At 48.4% G+C, this 19,277-nt stretch carries 14 protein-coding genes; 5 read left to right on the top strand and 9 right to left on the bottom strand.

Going from position 1 to position 19,277, the window contains the following annotated elements:
- A partial coding sequence (locus tag QVO99_RS03105; RefSeq protein WP_441295400.1) for an MGH1-like glycoside hydrolase domain-containing protein occupies nucleotides 1-3,599 on the bottom strand: 3,599 nt, incomplete at its 3' end.
- A 353-nt stretch (nucleotides 3,600-3,952) separates the two neighbouring features.
- Between QVO99_RS03105 and QVO99_RS03100 the strand changes: the two genes are divergently transcribed.
- Entirely contained in the window at nucleotides 3,953-4,459 is a 507-nt protein-coding gene (locus tag QVO99_RS03100) for a histidine phosphatase family protein (RefSeq protein ID WP_022316130.1), read from the top strand.
- A gap of 305 nt (nucleotides 4,460-4,764) precedes the next feature.
- On the opposite strand, the gene QVO99_RS03095 is transcribed toward QVO99_RS03100, so the two are convergent.
- From QVO99_RS03095 to QVO99_RS03075, 5 genes are all read right to left on the bottom strand, one after another.
- On the bottom strand, nucleotides 4,765-5,940 hold the full coding sequence (locus tag QVO99_RS03095; protein ID WP_022316128.1) for a metallophosphoesterase: 1,176 nt from the start codon (nucleotides 5,938-5,940) through the stop codon (nucleotides 4,765-4,767).
- A gap of 15 nt (nucleotides 5,941-5,955) precedes the next feature.
- On the bottom strand, nucleotides 5,956-7,332 hold the full coding sequence (locus QVO99_RS03090; protein WP_288176906.1) for a dihydroorotase: 1,377 nt from the start codon (nucleotides 7,330-7,332) through the stop codon (nucleotides 5,956-5,958).
- A gap of 77 nt (nucleotides 7,333-7,409) precedes the next feature.
- Entirely contained in the window at nucleotides 7,410-8,222 is an 813-nt protein-coding gene (locus tag QVO99_RS03085) for a DUF4369 domain-containing protein (protein ID WP_022316126.1), read from the bottom strand.
- Between the two features lie 164 nt (nucleotides 8,223-8,386).
- The gene (locus tag QVO99_RS03080) at nucleotides 8,387-8,815 is read right to left on the bottom strand and encodes a hypothetical protein (protein WP_022316125.1); all 429 of its coding nucleotides are present in this window, start codon (nucleotides 8,813-8,815) and stop codon (nucleotides 8,387-8,389) included.
- Entirely contained in the window at nucleotides 8,799-9,134 is a 336-nt protein-coding gene (locus tag QVO99_RS03075; RefSeq protein ID WP_022316124.1) for an FtsB family cell division protein, read from the bottom strand. Before QVO99_RS03075 ends, QVO99_RS03080 begins: the two co-directional genes overlap by 17 nt.
- 114 nt (nucleotides 9,135-9,248) lie before the next feature.
- Between QVO99_RS03075 and QVO99_RS03070 the strand changes: the two genes are divergently transcribed.
- Nucleotides 9,249-11,081 (top strand): DNA polymerase III subunit gamma/tau, encoded by a 1,833-nt coding sequence (locus QVO99_RS03070; RefSeq protein ID WP_022316123.1) that lies wholly within the window; start codon nucleotides 9,249-9,251, stop codon nucleotides 11,079-11,081.
- A 75-nt stretch (nucleotides 11,082-11,156) separates the two neighbouring features.
- On the opposite strand, the gene QVO99_RS03065 is transcribed toward QVO99_RS03070, so the two are convergent.
- Nucleotides 11,157-13,208, bottom strand: a complete 2,052-nt coding sequence (locus QVO99_RS03065) for a TonB-dependent receptor (RefSeq protein WP_288176905.1) — start codon at nucleotides 13,206-13,208, stop codon at nucleotides 11,157-11,159.
- Nucleotides 13,209-13,331: 123 nt separating this feature from the next.
- Nucleotides 13,332-14,030, bottom strand: a complete 699-nt coding sequence (locus QVO99_RS03060) for a helix-turn-helix domain-containing protein (protein ID WP_022316120.1) — start codon at nucleotides 14,028-14,030, stop codon at nucleotides 13,332-13,334.
- A 250-nt stretch (nucleotides 14,031-14,280) separates the two neighbouring features.
- On the opposite strand from QVO99_RS03060, the gene QVO99_RS03055 reads away from it, so the two are divergent.
- Both QVO99_RS03055 and QVO99_RS03050 read left to right on the top strand, forming a co-directional pair.
- Entirely contained in the window at nucleotides 14,281-14,649 is a 369-nt protein-coding gene (locus QVO99_RS03055; protein WP_288176904.1) for a hypothetical protein, read from the top strand.
- Nucleotides 14,650-14,841: 192 nt separating this feature from the next.
- The gene (locus QVO99_RS03050) at nucleotides 14,842-16,416 is read left to right on the top strand and encodes an ATP-binding protein (RefSeq protein ID WP_288176903.1); all 1,575 of its coding nucleotides are present in this window, start codon (nucleotides 14,842-14,844) and stop codon (nucleotides 16,414-16,416) included.
- A gap of 488 nt (nucleotides 16,417-16,904) precedes the next feature.
- Here QVO99_RS03050 and QVO99_RS03045 read toward each other — a convergent pair whose 3' ends face one another.
- A complete protein-coding gene (locus tag QVO99_RS03045) occupies nucleotides 16,905-18,239 on the bottom strand; it encodes an ATP-binding protein (RefSeq protein WP_022316117.1) in 1,335 nt (444 codons plus the stop codon).
- A 514-nt stretch (nucleotides 18,240-18,753) separates the two neighbouring features.
- On the opposite strand from QVO99_RS03045, the gene QVO99_RS03040 reads away from it, so the two are divergent.
- Nucleotides 18,754-19,277, top strand: a 524-nt coding sequence (locus QVO99_RS03040; RefSeq protein ID WP_369678104.1) for a glycoside hydrolase family 95 protein, incomplete at its 3' end; no start/stop codon positions are given.

The raw sequence follows: 19,277 nt of genomic DNA, 5'->3' as shown, positions 1-19,277 counted from the left end.
CGCTCACAGGTGGTAAGACCGTAAGGGGCAGAGAAGCCTTTCTCGTCGGTAACCTGCTTCCACGCGGCATCATACTTTTTGTTGTCAGGCATATTGAAATACCACGGTATGAAGCCTATAGCCTCGCGTACATTTGCGAGAGTATCGGTCTGTAACGTTTCAAAGAACTCATGTTTACCGTTCCAAAGCTTGTTCTCCACAAGCTCTTTCAGTTCTGCAGCCTCCTTGTTGTATTCTGCAGCTTTAGCCTCATCACCAGCAAGCTTGTTCATCTCGGCGAGAGCCATGGCGTTGCCATACATATAGCTGTTAATCGTAGGACGCGCAAACTTTTTCCTTCTACCTCCGCTGGCACTCTCTTCCATTCCGTCGCGCACATCCTCCTGCCAGTAGAGTCCGTTGTCAAGACGGTGGGTCTTCTGCCAACGAGCATACTCCTCTTCGAGCGAAGGCTTCAGAGAGTCGACAAACGACCTGTTGCCGTTCACCTTATAAGCCTCATACACTGCGGCAGGATTCCAGGAGCTGAATTTATCCATCTTCTGCATCGCCTTGCCGTCGTTGCCATGATACCAGGTGTTGAGAATCTGGTTGATGTATGTTGTGTCGCGCAGCCATCGGGTCTCCATCACGTGGTGGCCGATGGCACAGGCAATGAGGTTGTAGCGGTCGGCATACGAACGCTGCACGAGGAATTCCGTCATACCATAGCCCACTGGGGTGCGCTTGATATGCTTGCGCAGAGTCCACCAACGGTAGTAATACATCTCACGGAAATTATCCTGCGGACAGTCGAAGAGCGGCACGTTCTTGCTCATCCATTCCGCCGCCTTGCTGTTGGGGATAGCGTTGGCGATGTTCTCGTCCTCCATCGTATTGAAGTAGTCGATGTAGTGTTTGTAGTCGTCGAACTTCAGCACAGCAGCCTGCCCGTCAGCATCAGCAGCGTAGGTCTTCACATTTGCGATAGAGAATGTAGCCACGGGATCCGACTCGTCGGCACGCGGCATGTCGAAATACTGGTCTGCCGGAGTCTCGTTGTTTGGCTCTGCAAAGAGCGGACCGGTGCGGAACACCACCCTTGTTATTGCCTCCACAGGAGTGTCGAACTGGCGCTGACACACTTTCTTGCCGTTGATATAATATGTGCCGGCATGCATGTCGGTAGAAAGAACAGCCTTCACACGATAGGTTTCTCCTGCCTTATAGTTCTTGAGCATGGTACCGAAACGCGGACCGCCCTTCACCTTCATCACTCCGAGAGAGTCGAGCACTATACGGGAGCAAGCCTGACCTTTGGCGTCGACAAACTCCACATCAAGCTCTCCGTGACCGTTCTGTGCTGCCTGGACATCAAACTCTACGGTAAGTTCCTTTGTGGCAGGTATCATACGTTCCACCTTGGCATAGTCGTAAGGGTCTTTGTCTGACAGCTTCAACCATTTCCCATCGAGAGCAACAGGTGCCCACTTTGGAGAATAGATGTTCCAGTCTGCCATATCTGCAAGCTTTGAATATTCAGAGAAGTCTGTATCGGCATGAGATGTTGCCGCAGTCTGTACAGGCACTGTGATGCGCGAAACCCACATGTCCTCCTTATTGTTACTGTAGGTGACCCACATGTTTCCGTCTGCCGGAGTACCGTTGCCCTCCTGGATGCCACGGGTGTATTGCGGACCGTAGTTCTTGTAGTTACCACCATGGCGCTCTGGGGTTATCTCTCCGTTGACAAGATTCAGCGTCGTATATTCCAGTCCGTCGGCACTCAGCGAGATGGCAAGTGGCCATCTGTATTCCGCAGGATTATATACCGTGGCATAAGTTCCGTCGGAAAGTCTCTGCCCCCAAATCTTTCCTGTGGATGTCACGAAGCCATGAGCGCGCTTTGCCGGAGTGCGCCATGTGTTGCCGCCATCACAGCTGATGGTGGTAAGGCCGTGTTTCCAGAGTCCCACCTTCCATCCGTTTGGCAGCGTGTAGCCTGAGAATGCCTTATATGGTGTCTTCAGCGGCAGTATGTCATCGCCGCGGTCAGCCTCTTCAGCCCACTGCATGCGTGCCATCGGGTCGGCGAGCAGTTCATCGCAAGCCTTGACGAAGGCTTTGTCTTTGGATTTCTTGTAGTACGGGAAGTCTGTGTTGCCGGCATTGAAGCCGTGGTTGTAGTAGATGAAGTATACGGGACCGAAGGTGCCGTCGCTCTTTATCTCCCTCACCACTCTGCCGATGCCGTTGCCGTCGGTGGGGTTGTCTTTCGGTGTCATCGACACTACGTAGTTGCCCATAGCCAGGAGCTTGCCTGTCTTCTTCGATACATACCACCCCACTCTCTGGTGCATGATAGCCATAAGATCTTTTGCCTTCAGGCCCGGATATTTTTCAGGCTTTTCAAATCCGTCGGGCACTTTGTATTCAGGGAACAGCTTTACTGGGTCCGTCCATGTGTATCCGTCAGTAGAGGTCTGCAGCATGGTGACTCCTGGCGGCTCGTGCTCGCTGCGTGGGTCAGTGAGATAGTGCATATAGAACTTTCCCTTCCAGTATGCAATCATCGGCTGGTGGTTGTATGTGGCTCCCTTTTCGGCACGCATGGTCTGTATGCTATGCACTCCCACCACGGGGGAGAGTCCGCCGTCATGGCGCGATGGCAGGGAAATGTCGTTGCCGGTGTAGTGGACGGCACTGCTGTTGTATTTTATAAGGTTCTCCACAAGTTCCTCCGGTGCCATGAACACGGTGCCGTGTTTATGACCGTCGGGGAAGGAAACGGCTCCCGTATGGTCCTGGAAGTGTTTGAAATCCTTCGTGCGCTGTGCGCCATAGATAAACTGGCGATACCAGTCGTAATATATATACCACCATCCGTTGACGTATGCCGTAGACGGACCTTCGCTATACATCGGTGTGAATGGTTCTGAAGCCTCACTCCACGGACCGTAGGGTGTCTTTGAGAATGCCACCTTGATGTTGCGCTGCTTGCGGGTATTGTCTTTCAGCACCATCACATAGTCGTCTTTTCCCTTTTTCACCATCGTAGCGTCGATACAACTGAAACCGGGATCGATAAGGAGTTTGGTCTCAGAGAAAGTATTGAAGTCTTTTGTAGTGCAGTAGTACAGACGGTGGTTGTTCTTGTGTTCCTCTATACCGTCGGGGAATTTTCCCGGTATGCAGGATGCCCATATTATCATATACTGCTTCTTCACGTCGTCGTAGAAGAGTTCAGGCGCCCACACATTGACGGTGGTGGTGTCTTTCATCACTTCGATGAAACGCTCCGGTGTCCAGTGTATCAAATCTTTCGACGATGAGTATCCGAATCCTCTGTCGCCTCTCCAGCTACAGGTCCACACGAAATGGTATGTGCCGTCGGGACCTTTCACTATCGACGGGTCACGCATCACCTTCTGCGTGCCAACCTCCGGCTTGAGGAAGGTGCCGGGAATACTGTCCCAATGTATGCCGTCGCGGCTATAGATGAAGCGCAGTCCTTCGTTGGCGGGTTCATGAAACGAGGTCGAAACGAAAATGTCCGTCGCCATGCCTGCCCTTGGGACAAGCATCATGGCAGCGGCTGCTGAAAATAGTAGTTTCTTCATTTAGTGTAATGTGGTTTCTTATTTCCTGATTCTTAAAGTGGGCATATACAGGAGATTGCCCTCTTTAATAACAAAGACGTCGGCACGGGGCGTTTTGTAACCATCATGCCAGCTGTAATCACCGTTGACTTGGATAATGTCATGAAGCTATGGCATCATCTACGCACGATGCAAAGCTAAAAAAAACGGCACATAAAACGACACTAAGGGCACTACATTACGGCTATTCTATTTTATTTTCCTATCTTTACATAAGATAAGCTGCACCTCAGCATAAGAAACAAATACATTTATTTCATTATGCATTCGGTTTGCGTTATCTTTGCGGAAGAAACAGAAAGAACATTTGGAATATGACAAGACTATATCTCACAAGGCATGGCGAAACCTACGACAACGCCAATAAGATAATGCAGGGACAGACACCGGGCAGACTCAACGACCACGGTATAGAACAGGCGAAGGAAGTGGCAAAGAAACTGGCAGAGAAGCATTTCGACGCTTTCGTGTCGAGCGATCTGAAGAGGTCTATAGACACCTGCCGGATTATCGCCGAACCGCATCATGCGGATGTGCGCACCACTCCACTGCTGAGAGAACGCGACTGGGGAAGCTTCACCGGACGATATATCCCAGACCTGAAAGACGAAGTGTGGCCTGACGATGTGGAATCTCTCGACACGCTGAAGGCGAGGGCACGGGATTTTCTTGAGTTGATAAAGCGAGAATATCCCGGACAGACAGTCCTTGCCGTTGGACATGGAATAATAAACAAGGCTATACAGGCTGTTTATTACAACAAGGAAATGAAGGATGTGCAGAAGATGACAAATGCGGAAGTCAGAGTGTTGGACTTATGATTTTCTGCAAGCACCTGCCAACAATGCCATTCCAAAACCATGGAATGGTATACTTGAAGTCAAACGCCGTCAAGCGTCAGACTTCATTAAACGGGTCTCCTGTTTCAGACACGAAACTGATCGGTATTCTACTTTATGCAGAAGAATACGGAAACCGAGATGCTGATTATAACTAATACTGATACTATCATAATTGTGGGGATATTTTTTATCGCTACAAAGATAAAAAAATATTCCGAAACCTTATTATGAGGCATCGGAATATTATATCTTTTTTAACAATAAGAACACTATTTGCACAAATATCATTTATGCTTTTTCAGCTCTATGACTACTATCTCGCCAGGACATCCAAGTCTGAATGGGACGAAACCTCCCACACCGCAGCTCACGTTGATGGAACGTCTGCCCTCGGTATATAACCCTCCCCATTCGTCATACTTCAGTGAGGCTGGCGACCAGCCGAAGAACTTCATCTGTCCGGCATGGGTATGTCCGCTGAGCGTCAGCTGCGAAGTGGAATGCGGTAGTATGTCGGTACGCCAACTTGTCGGATCATGCTGAAGCATGAGTATGAACGCACCTTTCTGATTGACGCCATGGAGGGTCTTCTTCAAGTTTCCGAAACTCGGCACTCTCGGACTCTCGCCCTCGAACTCCATTCCAGCCACAACGATAGAGTCGTTGCCGCGACGTATCACACAGTTGTCGTTGAGCAACAGTTTCCAGCCCATCCTGCGCTGCACATCCTTCATCTCCTGACAGTTATGACGCCGCTCTGCTTCGGTTGCCTTTACATAATAGGCATAGTCGTGGTTGCCAAGCACGGAGAACACGCCATCTTTCGCTTTGAGGGAAGCGAGGGTCTTCTCGTGTTGATAGAGTTCTGAAGGGCGCATATTCTGCAAGTCTCCGGTAAAGGCTATCATGTCTGCCTTCTGACTGTTGATGCTGTCTGCCACGACTTTCAGCATGAAAGCCCTCTGTCCTGTATATGTACCCACGTGGGCATCGCTGAACTGCACGATACGGTAGCCATCGAAAGCCTCTGGCAGATCTGCCGACTCGAAGGTGACATGGCGCACCGTCACTTTGTTGAATCCCTTGGTGAAACCATACACGCAAACGACAGCCAAGAAGACCCCTGCCAGAATTCCTGCATAGTTGCCCCAGTTTGTCTTTGTCTTGTGATAGACGCAATGTCCCCATCCCAGGATGGAGCAGACCGTGAAGACGAACTTCGGCACTGCCCATACTCCGAGGAGCAGGAGATAGAAGTTGAGACTATCCATGTCTGCCGGAGCGAAATCCGGCTGAACTGCCATCACCACGCTATATGCCACCATCGCCACGCTTTGTGCCGCCCAAGCTGTAATGGCTGCTATCTTGTTGCGCTTCATGTAGCGAAGGAAATGCAGATATACGTAAACATCGGAAACCAGCAGAAGCAGCAGTATGGGAATCAGTATTTTTACTATCATTATTCTATTTCGTTATTAGTTGGAAGAATGGTCGAACTCCACCTGTTCGCCATGCACCGAATCGTCGAACTTTCCATTATCATATATATGGTGACCGTTGCAGAAGGTATGCTCCACCTTCCATCCGAAGGTTTTGCCCTCCAACGGACTCCACTTGCACTTGCTCTGTATGTCTTCGCTTGTCAACGTCCATTTCACACCTGGACGCACCACCACGATGTCTGCCTTGTAGCCCGGACGCAGGAATCCGCGGTCTTTCACTCCGAAGAGCTTTGCCGGATTGTGGCTCATCAGCTCTGCCACTCTCTCCACCGTCAGCACACCCTGGTCTACGAGCGAGAGCATCGTGACGAGCGAGAACTGAAGCATCGGCATTCCCGACATGGCATTCTGGCAACCACCCTGTTTCTCTTCTATGAGATGTGGAGCATGGTCTGTCCCCACCACAGCGATACGTCCGTCTGTAAGAGCGGCACGCAGGGCATCGCGGTCGGCGGCGGTTTTCACTGCCGGATTGCATTTTATCCTTGCTCCAAGAGTCTTGTAGTCGGCATCGGTGAATACAAGATGTGCCACCACAGCCTCTGCCGTAATCTTGGGGAATCCGTCGCTGCCCGCAGCGGCAAGCACTTCCTTCTCTGAATATATCTCAAAGAGCTCCAGCTCCTTCTCCGTGGTGAGATGTGCCACATGGAGTCGCGCTCCGCTCTCCTTTGCCAGTTTCACGGCGAGTTCTGTGGATTGCCAGCATGCCTCAACCGACCTTATCTCCGGATGGTGGCAGATATCGGGGTCTTCGCCCCATTTCTTCTTTGCCTCAGCCATGTTCCGGTTGATGATGCCGGTGTCTTCACAATGTGTCATTATCGGAAGTTTCACCTTGGTGAATATCTGCCGCAACGCCTTCTCACGGTCAACGAGCATGTTTCCCGTTGACGATCCCATGAAGAGTTTCACTCCCGGCACCTTCTTTGTATCCACCTTCAGCAGCTGGTCGATATTGTCGTTTGTAGCTCCTATGAAGAAGGAATAGTTCACGTGACTCTTCTGCCGTGCCATATCGAGTTTATCTTCAAGGTCGGCAAGTGTGGTGGTCTGAGGTTTGGTGTTAGGCATGTCGAAATATGTCGTCACTCCTCCGTATGCCGCTGCCCTGCTTTCCGTCTGCATGTCTGCCTTGTGTGTCAGTCCGGGGTCACGGAAATGCACATGGTCGTCTATCACTCCCGGCAATACGAAACACCCCGTGGCATCTACTGTTTCGTCGTAGTTGTCCCGGGGTGTTTCGCCATTGCTCAGTATGCTTACTATTCGGTCGTCTTCAATCAGAATGTCTGCCTTGACTGCCATTCCCTCGTTCACGACCGTAGCTCCTGTAATCAATGTCTTCATTATTCAAGTAAGGTATAAAAGTTTACGGCCTGTCCTGAAGAATCTTTACCTCTCAGGACCAGCCTTGGCTTATGGAGTTATTCAGCAGGCTGTGCCAACTGGTTTGGCGTCGGTCCGTCCATCGGCTGCTGTGGAGCATCGGTGGGTTGTGGTCCTGCCGCCGGCTGCGGAGCCGGTCCGTCTGGCGTTGCCATGCCGTTCAATATTTCCTGGTTCTGCTGTGCCTTCTGATAGTAGTCCCTCACGTAGGCATCGTTCTTGAAGTGGTCCGTCGCCTTGCTCATGATGTCTTCTATCCATGGCGAGAGTTCCGGTATCGGGTATCCCATAGTCATCATGAAGAACACTCCGGGACCGAGCACGTTGTCGAAGTTGTCGCAGATGAATGATGTGATGAGCTTGTCCTCCTTCTGAGTGATCTGCTGCGCTTCGATTGCGAGTTTCTGGTTTATGGTATTCTCGTCCTCACCGTTCATTATCGCCTGGCTCTGCTTGTGTGCGAGGTCGTTCATCTGCATCTCGAGCTGGTTGTATTTCTCAATGAATTCAGAGAGTTTGTCGTTGAGCGGCGTGCCGCTCACCTTCTGCGATCCATTGTCAATCTTCACGTTGATGCTTCCTGACTCCAGTACTACAGGCATTATGTTCTCGTCGTCCATAAAGAGTGTCACCATCCTTACGGAGTCGAGTCTTCCATTGAAGCCGAACTGTCCGTGAACGACGTCGCAAGAATCGATGTTCTTCAGGTCGCTGTCATGATATTGCTTCAGGTATAGCATCTTGCCGTCGAGCACCGACACGTTGGATGTGCCCTTGATATCGTATGTTCCGGCACAGGATGTGAGTATCATTGCTATGGCAACGATGAGAGAGTAAAATATCTTATTCATATCTGTTTTTGAAATTCCATACAAATGTAAGTCGTATTACGGATGTATGGAAATATGTTTATTCTATTTAAAACAAGGTTCCCTGTTTTTAGCTTTTTTTAGTCTTTACGACACAGCATCCGCATGTTTGTCATTTCCATGTCAACGCTGCAAGTCCAGGTCGTTTATGCCTCACGCTGTTTGTTCTTCTGGAGCTCAGATGAGATGCGGTGTGTGGAATAGAGCTGGAGCACGGCAGCCACCAGCAGGGTCACCACCCAGTTGTTGTGGATGTACTTCACGTATGATGTGTATCCGTTGATTGTCTTTGCAAACAGAGGGAATACCACGTGATATGCGTTCTCCACCATCAGCAGCGCTGAGATGATGAAGAATGCAGCTCCGGTGAGCATGATTCTTCTCAGTCGGCGCATGGTGACGTCGGTACCGGTATATTTCTGCATATACTGCATGGCGGCAAACATCAGTGTGCCTGGAGTGAAGATACAGGGTGCTACGGTCTGCTCTCCAAAAACATAGAGAGCTGCTCCCACCACCATCAGGCATGCTCCTATGAGCATCATGGCGCTTTGCGTTCTATTCAGCTGTTTCATTCTTGCTTGTCTCTTGTTTCTCGTCGTCGCTCAACACGAAGATATCCTCGTCGTCGGCCTTCATCATATAGTTCTCGCGTGCAATCTTGGTGATAGCCCTTGGATTGCGGCGAAGTTCCTTCAGTTTCTGGCCGTCGCGCTCATACTGACTGTTGTATTCATCGATCTGTTCCTCCAGGTCGCTTATCTGCATGTCATATTTCATGCGGGTCAGGAAGCTGTTCTCGTCGAGCACGGCAACGATGAGCACACCAATTATCGTTGTTATCCAATAAATGTTGTGCGACATAAATCTCCACAGAGGGTTGATGCGACTCATTGTCTTTGTTTTATTTTATAGAATTAGTGTATCATAATTTTCGTGCAAAGATAGCTCAATTGAACGAAATTACATTATCTTTGCAAGAAAATAAGCGAAATCTTATATTTATTTATGGAAGAATACATTGTTTCGGCACGAAAATACCGCCCCATGTCGTTCGACTCCGTCGTGGGACAGTCGGCTCTCACCACCACTCTGAAAAATGCGGTGAGAAGCGGAAAGCTCGCCCATGCCTACCTGTTCTGCGGACCGAGGGGCGTGGGTAAGACCACATGCGCCCGCATCTTCGCCAAGGCGATAAACTGCCAGCACCCCACTGCCGACGGTGAGGCCTGCAACGAATGCGAGAGCTGCAAGGCGTTCAATGAACAGCGTTCATACAACATCTTTGAGCTCGATGCGGCAAGCAACAACTCGGTGGAAAACATCAAGGCGCTGATGGACCAGACCCGCATCCCGCCCCAGGTGGGACGCTATAAGGTGTTCATCATCGACGAGGTGCACATGCTCTCCACACAAGCTTTCAATGCCTTTCTGAAGACTCTCGAAGAACCGCCGGCACACGTCATCTTCATCCTCGCGACAACGGAGAAGCACAAGATTCTGCCCACCATCCTGTCGCGCTGCCAGATTTACGACTTCGAGCGCATGACGGTGCCGGGCATCGTGAACCATCTGAAGATGGTGGCTGAGAAGGAGGGGATAAAATATGAGGAAGAGGCTCTCAACGTGATAGCCGAAAAGGCTGACGGCGGAATGAGAGACGCCCTCTCGGTGTTCGACCAGGCAGCGAGCTTCTGTCAGGGCGACATCACTTACGCCAAGGTGATTGAAGACCTCAACGTGCTCGACTCTGACAATTATTTCCGCATCATAGACTTATGTATGGAGAACAAGGCTGCTGAAGTGATGGTGTTGCTCAACAACGTCATCGCCAGAGGCTTCGACGGTGGCAACATCATCGGCGGACTGGCGAGCCACGTGCGCAACGTGCTGATGGCGAAGGACACGCAGACATTGCCGCTGCTGCAGACAAGCGAGGCACAGGCTCAGAAATACAAGGAGCAGGCACAGAAATGTCCTACCAAGTTCTTGTATTCGGCACTGAAGATCCTCAACGAATGCGACATCAACTATCGCCAGAGCAGCAACAAGCGACTGCTCGTGGAGATAACGCTCATCCGCGTGGCACAGATAACACAGCCCGACGAAGACGGCGTCGCGGGGCGCAGCCCCAAGCGACTGAAAAGCCTGTTCAAGAAACTCATAGCCTCGGCGCAGCGCCACACGGCAGTCCAGCAGGTGGCTGCCGCTGCGTCGCAAGCACAGCCTGGTGAGAACAAAGCTGTGCAGGGAGTGGCTGTGTCCTCACCAGACAATGCTCCGTCAGCATCTTCACAAGTCACGGCAACGCCGGGCAACGCTTCTACGGTATCTTCCACACAGCCGGTAACACAGCCTCAACACAGACCGGCACTGAAATTAGGGTCGATAGGAAAGTCTTTCGGCAATCTGATGAAAGGACCGGAAAAGCCTACTTACGAAATGGAACCGGAGCAGAAGGCTACCACCGGACTGCACGAGACTTTCGACGACGACATGCTCTTGCAGCAATGGCTGCTGATGTGCAACCGTATGCCTCCCAACATGCTGGGCACCTCGAAGCGAATGAAGAACCTCACGCCTGTCATCACGGAGTTCCCCAAGGTTGAAGTGGTGATAGACAACAAGATGCTGCTGGAGGACGTGCAGAAAATAAAGAACCGCGTTCGCAACACTCTCGTGCAGAAGCTCCGCAACGACGATATAGAACTGTCGCTGCGTCTGGCTCGTCCTGAGGAGATAAAGCGTATTCTCTCCCCCAAGGAGTTTTACCTGAAGCTCTGCAAAGAGAATGATGCCGTCGGGAAACTCGGCGAACTGCTCAATCTGGAGTTCGCCTGAGCATATCCGGCGCATAGGTTCGCAATTCATTTCTGGCTGCAGCCCCAATCGGTCAGAATAATATCACTTTGTCAATCACAGTATACCATTATCCGCATCACTCAGACTTATTCTCTTCTCTGCCGAATTACGCTTGCTGCCTCTGCTCAATCGCCAAGACACATTCAGAGACACCTGATTGCCGTTGCCCTTTGAATAGCCTACTGTATGCTTATAGAGATTGCGGTTGAGCAACTCGTTCTCGTATGCCTTGTAGTTGTTGTTCAAGGGATTTGCCCACGACAACGAGAATTGCCAGTTGCGCCATGTGTATGATGCTTTCAGAACCGAATAGGCTGCATTGTAGCCTTTCGACTCGCCCTCCAGAAAGCGGTTGCCGTTATCTGCATATCCCTGCAAAGTGATGTTACCGAGGTAAGCAGTGATGCTGCAAACATAAAACCACGAGGTGTAGCAATGTGTATAGTCGTTGCCGAAATTGAAGCATCTGTACACACCTCCATTGGCGGCAACCTGTAGTTTTTCGGGCAATATCCAATAGCCTGCGTATGCCATGACATTCAAAACGTCTATCTCCTTCTGGTTTTTCTGGGTATATATGAATTGGTTGTCGGCGGTGCGTTCATAATGTGCCATATTCGGTTTGAGGCATTGCTTGTAGTAGCCTTCTACAAATGTTTGCAAGCGGCTTGTGTTATACGAGAACTGCAACCGGTGGTCCATATCGTGTGATGGCTTCAAGTCGGGATTGCCTGCTGTCCATTCCATACTGTTGGTGCGGACCATAACATCGCTCGTCATGGCGATGCGAGACACTTTGTCTTGCATCTGACAGGTATAACTCAGCTGCATGCTGTTATTGATATCATAAGTCAGCGACACCTTGGGATGGAATGTCTGGAAGTCATATCTATGACCGTTCTGAGTGTAATGGATATAGCTTGCTCCTGCTCCCAACGTGTAGCGCAATTTCCGCATCGTCCCCTTGATTTCAGCAAAGGCATACAAGCGGTTGTTGCTCGTCTTGGTCAAAGAGGAAGCGTCGCCGGAATAGTCGTTCTTGATGTGTTTGTAACTATAGTTTCCTCCCGCCGAGAGCGTGAAGGGCTTCAGTCTGTTCTCATAAATTATTTCAGCGAGAAGAGAAGACGTCTTGCCATCCACATCATACCGGTATGGATTCCCCTCATCATAATAATTGCTGGTCTGAGTGGAGATATAGGTACCCACGGCATTGGCGGTAACTGACTGCCGTGGAGTGATCTGACGGAAGAAGTAGATATCCAATACCGGCGAATAGCTTTTGTCTGCATCCCGGCTCGTGGCTCTATATCGGCGGGCGCCGTCTGCTATTTCCTTTATATTATAGTCGTCTGGGGCATCGTTGAACGCTCCGCTCAATGATGTCTGAAAGACGGTGGCAGTTGTATCTGCCCAGTTATAGGTCAATTTTGCATCATGGGCTATGGATTTTCGAAGCGACTCTACATCGTTTCGTTCGACTGTATAGATACTGCCGTCTGTCAAGGTGTATTCTGCCAGTTGGCTGCTCTTTGCCCCCTTGGATTTATATCCGTTCACATCATACGAAAGAGACCATTCACTCCTGCCCTTGTTCCATTTCCCATAAACCATACCATCGCCCTGCAATGTGGTGAGTGCCGTGGTCAGGTCTGTGCCAACAGTATAGCCGCTCTCGGCCCTGCGTGTAACGATGTCTATCACATAGGCTATGCCGTCGCCATAACGTACGCCAGGATTGTTTATGAAGTTTATTTTTGCTATATCCTTGGGATTGAGAGCCAGCATCTCCTGTTTGCCCGCTACGATGCCATTGACCCGGAGTTGTACTCCTCCCCTATTGTCGATGGCTGTGACTGTGTGGTTGATGTTGTCGATGCGCAGATTGGCAAGTGTGAGTTTCTCAAGTATGCTGTAGACATTGTTTGACGCCTGTTCTGGGCATCCGTCGGATAGATAATCATACCGTCTGACTTGTTCACCACCTTGGCTGCCTTCACCGTAACCTCGCCGAGTGTGATGTTTTTCTCCACATCCTGTGCATAAACGCAGTATGCGGAAGAGAGAATAATGGAAAGTGTAATCAATCGTTTCATTTTGCACCATTTTTTCATCCAACGGCCTTATGACCGTTTGTGGGTTAAACTTGGCGCAAATTTATGCTCTCCTTAAAAGAATGCCAATTTATCTGTCTGACATTTCCCTGACAATTGTCTGACAACGACCTATCTATCTGTGTTTCAAGCTATAACTCTTGCCCCTGTCTGATTCGATTTTCAAATCGCTGTTGGTTTCTATGATTGGTTTAATGCGTCTTATCAGAGTGTAGAGCGTGTCATTGGCATCTGGCTTCTTAGGCCATAACCGGTCGCAAATCTCCTGTTTGGATAGTGTATGAGTGTCTGCTGTCATAAACATTTCGAGCAGAGAATGCTGCATAGGTGTAAGATGAATCTGCTCGCCCGAAAGCGTCATAAACTTATCATTATTGAACACAATACCTCCATACGACAGACCTTGCACTATCAACGCTGGCCTATTCCTCCTGACGTACCACAAACTGCCCAATAGCCACAACATTCCAACCATGAGAAGAGAACCTGAAGCCTTCTGGTCGGACAACATGAATGTAGTGGCAAAGCTACAGTTAGCCTCAGCCACAAGCTTAGTCTCCAAGCGTCCATCCCTACGCACAATGCGCATAGCTATGCCTGCCGTGTCTTTCAGTTCAGCAATGGTCAGGCAATTGCGATAGCAACGAATAGTATCTGTAGTGACCACATTATCAGGCATCTTCGCAAGCACTTGCTCCAATGCCCGATTAACGTCCTGCGCTATAATGCTTTTAGTTCTGTGATAGCTGTTAACGCCTGTGCACAATGCACAAAGCAAGAGAAAGCAGAAACCGATGTATGGAAGTATCTTCATAATTATCTCATTTTATTATATATTGCAAATGTACAAATAATAAACGAGAAAATAAAACTTTTGCATCACACATGCGGCAACTCCACAATAAAAAAATAAGCAGGAAGAGGGGATGGAAATTCAATATGATTTTGTGCTGGGCGATAGGCTGTGCTGCATCGAGAACCAGAGAGTTTATATTCTTCCGGAAAAAGACTTTGGCTCTTCCTGGCGATTGATGCAATAAAATTCTATCGCCATAAACGTAATCGTGGAAAATAAGAAGGGTGGTATCAATTCCTGTGATATTCCTTATTCTGATGATATTCAGAATTTTAATAATGATTATCTTCGCCTGACTTCTGAAGCTACTGCTGAAGGTAAATTTTCTTCTCTAGAGGATGCAATGGTGGTTAGAACGTCGGCGATGATAGGAACAGGACTTGATTGCATCGTGAATCAATACGCAGATTTGTTTTGCAATCCCATGCTGATGTGGGGGAGTTATCGCCGTGGCTTCTCCCGTACCACGCTCCCCATTCCCTTCCAGTTTTCATCATGTTCATATGGATGGCAGTCATGCAGCACGATTCTTAGAATTGTTACAAGCAATAATTATTGCTATATAAAAACATTATAGCATAATTATGTTCAAAGAAAGGAGCAAAAAGCATGGAAAATCGGGAAAACTGTTGTATATTTGCAGAAGATAAGCTGCACCTCGGCATAATATTCAAGCAAGCTTGATATTCTGCTCTCGGTTTGCATTATCTTTGCAGAAGATTAGTTGCACCTCGGCAAAGATTGCAAGGGGAAACAAAAATCGGGAACTATGATGGAGACGAATAACAGACGATTGCCAGTTGGCATCCAGTCTTTTGAGGAAATAAGAAAGGAAGGATTCCTTTATGTTGACAAGACAGACATTATCTGGCAACTTGCCAACAGGGGGAAAAAGTATAATTACCTGAGCCGCCCACGCCGCTTTGGCAAGTCGGTGCTTGTAGATACACTCGAAGCCTACTTCACAGGAAAGAAGGAACTCTTCGAGGGGTTGAAGATCATGGAACTGGAGACGGAATGGGTGAAGCGACCTGTCATCCGTCTCGATATGAGCCGTGCAGGAGCAGTACCTGACACTTTGCGCTCTTATCTCAATAATATTTTCAGACAATATGAAAAAGAATATTCATTGGTTCCTAATCCAACAGACAGTCTTGCCGACCGCTTTAATGCCATAATAGTTGGTTCGTATGAGCAGACCGGACAGCAAGTGGCAATTCTCATCGATGAGTACGACTCTCCATTGCAGCATTCCTGGAAAACTCCTCAACACGAAGCATGCACAAGCATCTACAGGGAGGTGTTTGCTATCTTAAAAGCTGACGACAAATACGAAAAGTTTGTCTTCATCACAGGCATCACCAAGTTTACTCAAATCTCGCTCTTCTCTGTGCTCAACAATCTGAGCAACATCAGTTTTGATCCAGAATATGCTGCCCTCTGCGGCATTACCAAGGACGAGATGCTGCGCGATTTCAGACCCGAGATAAACAAACTGGCAGAATATGAGGGCTGCACCTTCGATGAAGCTGTAGCGCTGTTGACGGCTCATTATGATGGCTACCATTTCAGTCATGACAACATGGTGGATGTTTTCAACCCGTTTAGTCTTATCAATTCTCTCGCTGATTCAAAGTTGAGAAACTATTGGGCTTCGTCTGGTGCAACATCATTGCTTCCTAAGTTTGTTGATGATATGGAAATAAGACTGAAAAATTTTGAGAACTGTCCGATAGACCGCGACACCCTTGAGACCTCTGACGTAACAGGGGGTGGAGCAGAACTGTTTCTCTATCAGTCGGGATATCTTACGATAAAGGATTATCTTGATGGCATTTATTTGCTCGGCATTCCCAACTATGAAGTCCGCAAGGCTCTATACAAGATTGTCTTGCCCGCCTTGACGTTGCAATCGAATGCACAAGTAATAACAACCCAAAGTATGTTGTTGTATTCCCTAAAGCTTGGCAATCTCACCGAAGCCATGAAATGCCTGAAGGCCCTCATTGCGGATGTGCCCTACAGCAACAAGAAACTTGCAAGCATGGATATGGAGGAACGCTACCGCCTGATATTGAGCACCATATTCAATGCCATCGGCTGCCGGGTGGAAGTGGAGAAGATGATTGCTACGGGCAGAATTGACATGGTGGTGGAAACTACCAACATCATATATGTCCTTGAATTGAAACTTAGCAACAACGGCGGCATTGACGCTGCCACCGAACAGATCAGAGCCAAGCAACATGTCGAACCTTTCAAGGCTGACAAACGCCGGGTAACTGCTCTTGCCATAGAACTGGACGACAAGGGAAAGGGATTGACTGACTGGAAAGAAGTATAGTGTTTTTTCAGATAGAAAAGTATCAAAGTATCATTTCCGACTTCTGTCAGACACCTTAAGACCACTAAACCAACAGGTTAGACGTATGAGACTTTTCCGAATGTTTTACAGAAAAGTATCATAGAAGTATCATCAAAGTATCACTGGTAAATCATCATCGGAACACCATAACACCAAATATAGGCAAGGAGAACAAAACATCAAGAAATGGACACGGATTGTGCACAAATGGGGCAAGCACCGTGCCCATGTAGGGCAAGCACGTTACCCATGTGGGGCAAGCACGTTGCCCCAAGTGGGCACGACCAGTGCCCAAACCGTGCCCAAAATATTCATTAGCCTGCTATATGTACTTTCGAGACATCCGACCGCTTAAACCCTAATCGGTCATTAGCCAGTTTATTGTATTTTTATATACTGCTTGCAGTCTTTTGCTCTTTATAAGAGCGTTTTTCGTTTGTTTTTAATTCGCAACAGCTCACTATTACTCATAAAACTTCATCCAACACCTGATGTAGATTGCCAATCAGATAGAACGGCAGGTTGATTAATCGGTATTCCTTGCCATTTGGTGTCATTACTTTGTCTACAGAGTATGGATTAGACCAAACACGGATGGCTGTGTCTATATTAGAATTGTCCATGAAAACATGAATTGAACGCAGACGGGCATTGGTACCACTCTTCACTTCTATAGGGTAGAGTCTGGAGTTGTGGGTGAAAATGAAATCAACCTCGGCGCCATTGTTGGGTCTGGCCCAAAACGAGCGGTGCTGTCCAACACGGTCTTCTATCGACAGAAGCTCTTGTGCCGTGATTTGCTCGGCAAGATGTCCCCGCCAGCTCTCCACCATATCCGTTGAACCTATGATCTCTTTTCTGATGCCTGCCTGATAGTTTACCAAACCTGTATCAAACCAAATGAGTTTGGGCATTCTCTTTGTTTCAGGAATGATTGGCATTTGGGTGGAAGATACAGGATAAACCAATTCCAGAATCATGGCTTTCTCCAAGAGACGAAAAGCTTCGCCGACTTCCCGTGACTTATAGCCCGAGTTGGCGAAATTGCCCAAGGTGATGGTCTCGCCCGAAAATCCCCAACCATACGATAATATGAAGCGCACGACTTCTGTCAGCTTATTGCCTCTGACATATTTCTCAGAATCATCCTTGTAGGCCTGTACCAAAGTCTCGTACACATCTTCTATGGCTACGATGTCTTGAGTCTCTGCATAGCGCTGCACAGCCTCTGGCATTCCGCCAATGATAGTGTATTGATTGAAATGATGCATGAGTTGCTCATGAAAGGCAACGGTGTATTCTGGTTTCTGTGAGAGAACAGCAAGAAGATTGGTTTTGCCGATGGCCCCCAAAAACTCATAAAAGGAGCAAGGACGCAAAGCCATATACATTACTCTTCCTACAGGAAAACTTACATTTACGTCTACAAGATTCTCCAACAGACTGCCTGCTGCTATGACATACAGGTCAGGTCTCTGCTCGTAGAAGTATCTGAGCAGAGCGATTGTCTTTGGAGAATTCTGTATCTCGTCGATGAAAATGAGCGTGCTGCCTTCTCGTTGCGATTTGCCTAAACTGGCAAACAGCATATTGACCAAATCATTCAAAGGAATATCCATCTCGAACAATCTGACGCTCTCATTCATTTCCAGGTTGAAGTATAGGTAGTTGTCGAACTGGGAACCAAATTCGTTGACAACTGTTGTCTTGCCTACTTGTCTGGCTCCTCTCAAGATGAGTGGTTTATGCCTTTCATCTCGCTTCCATGCTTCTAATTTGCTTAATATCTTGCGTTTAAACATATCTTTTGTCTCAAATCATGGGCAAAGATACAACTTTTTTGTTTCAAATCAGGGGCAAAAAGAATATTTTTTGTTTCAAATCATGGGCAACTTACCTCTATTTTTGTTTCAAATCAGGGGCAAAGACGTGAGAAATGGGAGATGGACTATTTACCTTTTACAACATTGTTGCTGTCAGGAATGTGGCGTTGCCGAAGATGTGGAGCGCTCTATGTCAGCTTATGACAACGAACCATCCAGACAATCGAAAACAACCATCTGGTCGCCAACAGCCAATATATAAATGCGTTACAGCAAAAACCTGACGATCTGACGGTTTATGAAGAATTTTCAGAATTTCCATTTTGGGGGATGTTTGTCATGGTTATCCCTACCCTCGGATGCAGACCGATAGGTACAAAAGCGGTGAAGCGACGTCAAATTAAAGACATGGATTATCCTGACATTATCATAATGTCTTCATAATCGGAAACAAGCAACATAGACAAAAAAGAAATCACACCAACCTGAAGAGATGAAAAAAGCAATAATACTATCAGCCGCGGTCTTGACTCTTGCCGCCACGACGACACTCGCAAAAGGCAACGATACAAAGACCGGAAACTGCCACATACTGTGGTATGACAAGCCTGCAGCAATGTGGACGGAAGCATTGCCTTTGGGCAACAGCCGGTTGGGAGCGATGGTCTACGGCACTCCTGCCAACGACCGTCTGCAACTCAACGAAGAGACTATCTGGGCAGGACGCCCCAACAACAACGCCAACCCGGAGGCTCGGGAATACCTGCCCCGGGTGAGAGAACTGGTGTGGCAGGGCAAATACAAGGAGGCGCAAGACATGGCTACGGCTCATGTCATGGCAAAGACGAACTCCGGAATGCCTTACCAGCCTTTCGGCGACCTGTATGTAAGTTTTCCCGGACTGGAAGAGTATTCTGACTACCGCCGCGAACTGAGTCTCGACTCGGCAAGGGCAGTGACTCAGTTTACTGCCAACGGCGTGACATACCGCCGCGAATACATATCGTCGCTGAGCGG

Source organism: Prevotella sp. CAG:592 (assembly GCF_000436015.1).
In the GTDB taxonomy this organism is placed as follows: Bacteria; Bacteroidota; Bacteroidia; order Bacteroidales; family Bacteroidaceae; genus Prevotella; species Prevotella pectinovora.
Note: the sequence above shows the minus strand (reverse complement) of the source record. Positions and strands in the feature narration are given on the sequence as shown.

Bases quoted from the DNA above. Each gene is read 5' to 3' on its own strand.
- QVO99_RS03100 (WP_022316130.1), top strand. From the start codon at position 3,953: ATGACAAGACTATATCTCACAAGGCATGGCGAAACCTACGACAACGCC.
- QVO99_RS03095 (WP_022316128.1), bottom strand. From the start codon at position 5,940: ATGATAGTAAAAATACTGATTCCCATACTGCTGCTTCTGCTGGTTTCC.
- QVO99_RS03090 (WP_288176906.1), bottom strand. From the start codon at position 7,332: ATGAAGACATTGATTACAGGAGCTACGGTCGTGAACGAGGGAATGGCA.
- QVO99_RS03085 (WP_022316126.1), bottom strand. From the start codon at position 8,222: ATGAATAAGATATTTTACTCTCTCATCGTTGCCATAGCAATGATACTC.
- QVO99_RS03080 (WP_022316125.1), bottom strand. From the start codon at position 8,815: ATGAAACAGCTGAATAGAACGCAAAGCGCCATGATGCTCATAGGAGCA.
- QVO99_RS03075 (WP_022316124.1), bottom strand. From the start codon at position 9,134: ATGAGTCGCATCAACCCTCTGTGGAGATTTATGTCGCACAACATTTAT.
- QVO99_RS03070 (WP_022316123.1), top strand. From the start codon at position 9,249: ATGGAAGAATACATTGTTTCGGCACGAAAATACCGCCCCATGTCGTTC.
- QVO99_RS03065 (WP_288176905.1), bottom strand. From the start codon at position 13,208: ATGGTGCAAAATGAAACGATTGATTACACTTTCCATTATTCTCTCTTC.
- QVO99_RS03060 (WP_022316120.1), bottom strand. From the start codon at position 14,030: ATGAAGATACTTCCATACATCGGTTTCTGCTTTCTCTTGCTTTGTGCA.
- QVO99_RS03050 (WP_288176903.1), top strand. From the start codon at position 14,842: ATGATGGAGACGAATAACAGACGATTGCCAGTTGGCATCCAGTCTTTT.
- QVO99_RS03045 (WP_022316117.1), bottom strand. From the start codon at position 18,239: ATGTTTAAACGCAAGATATTAAGCAAATTAGAAGCATGGAAGCGAGAT.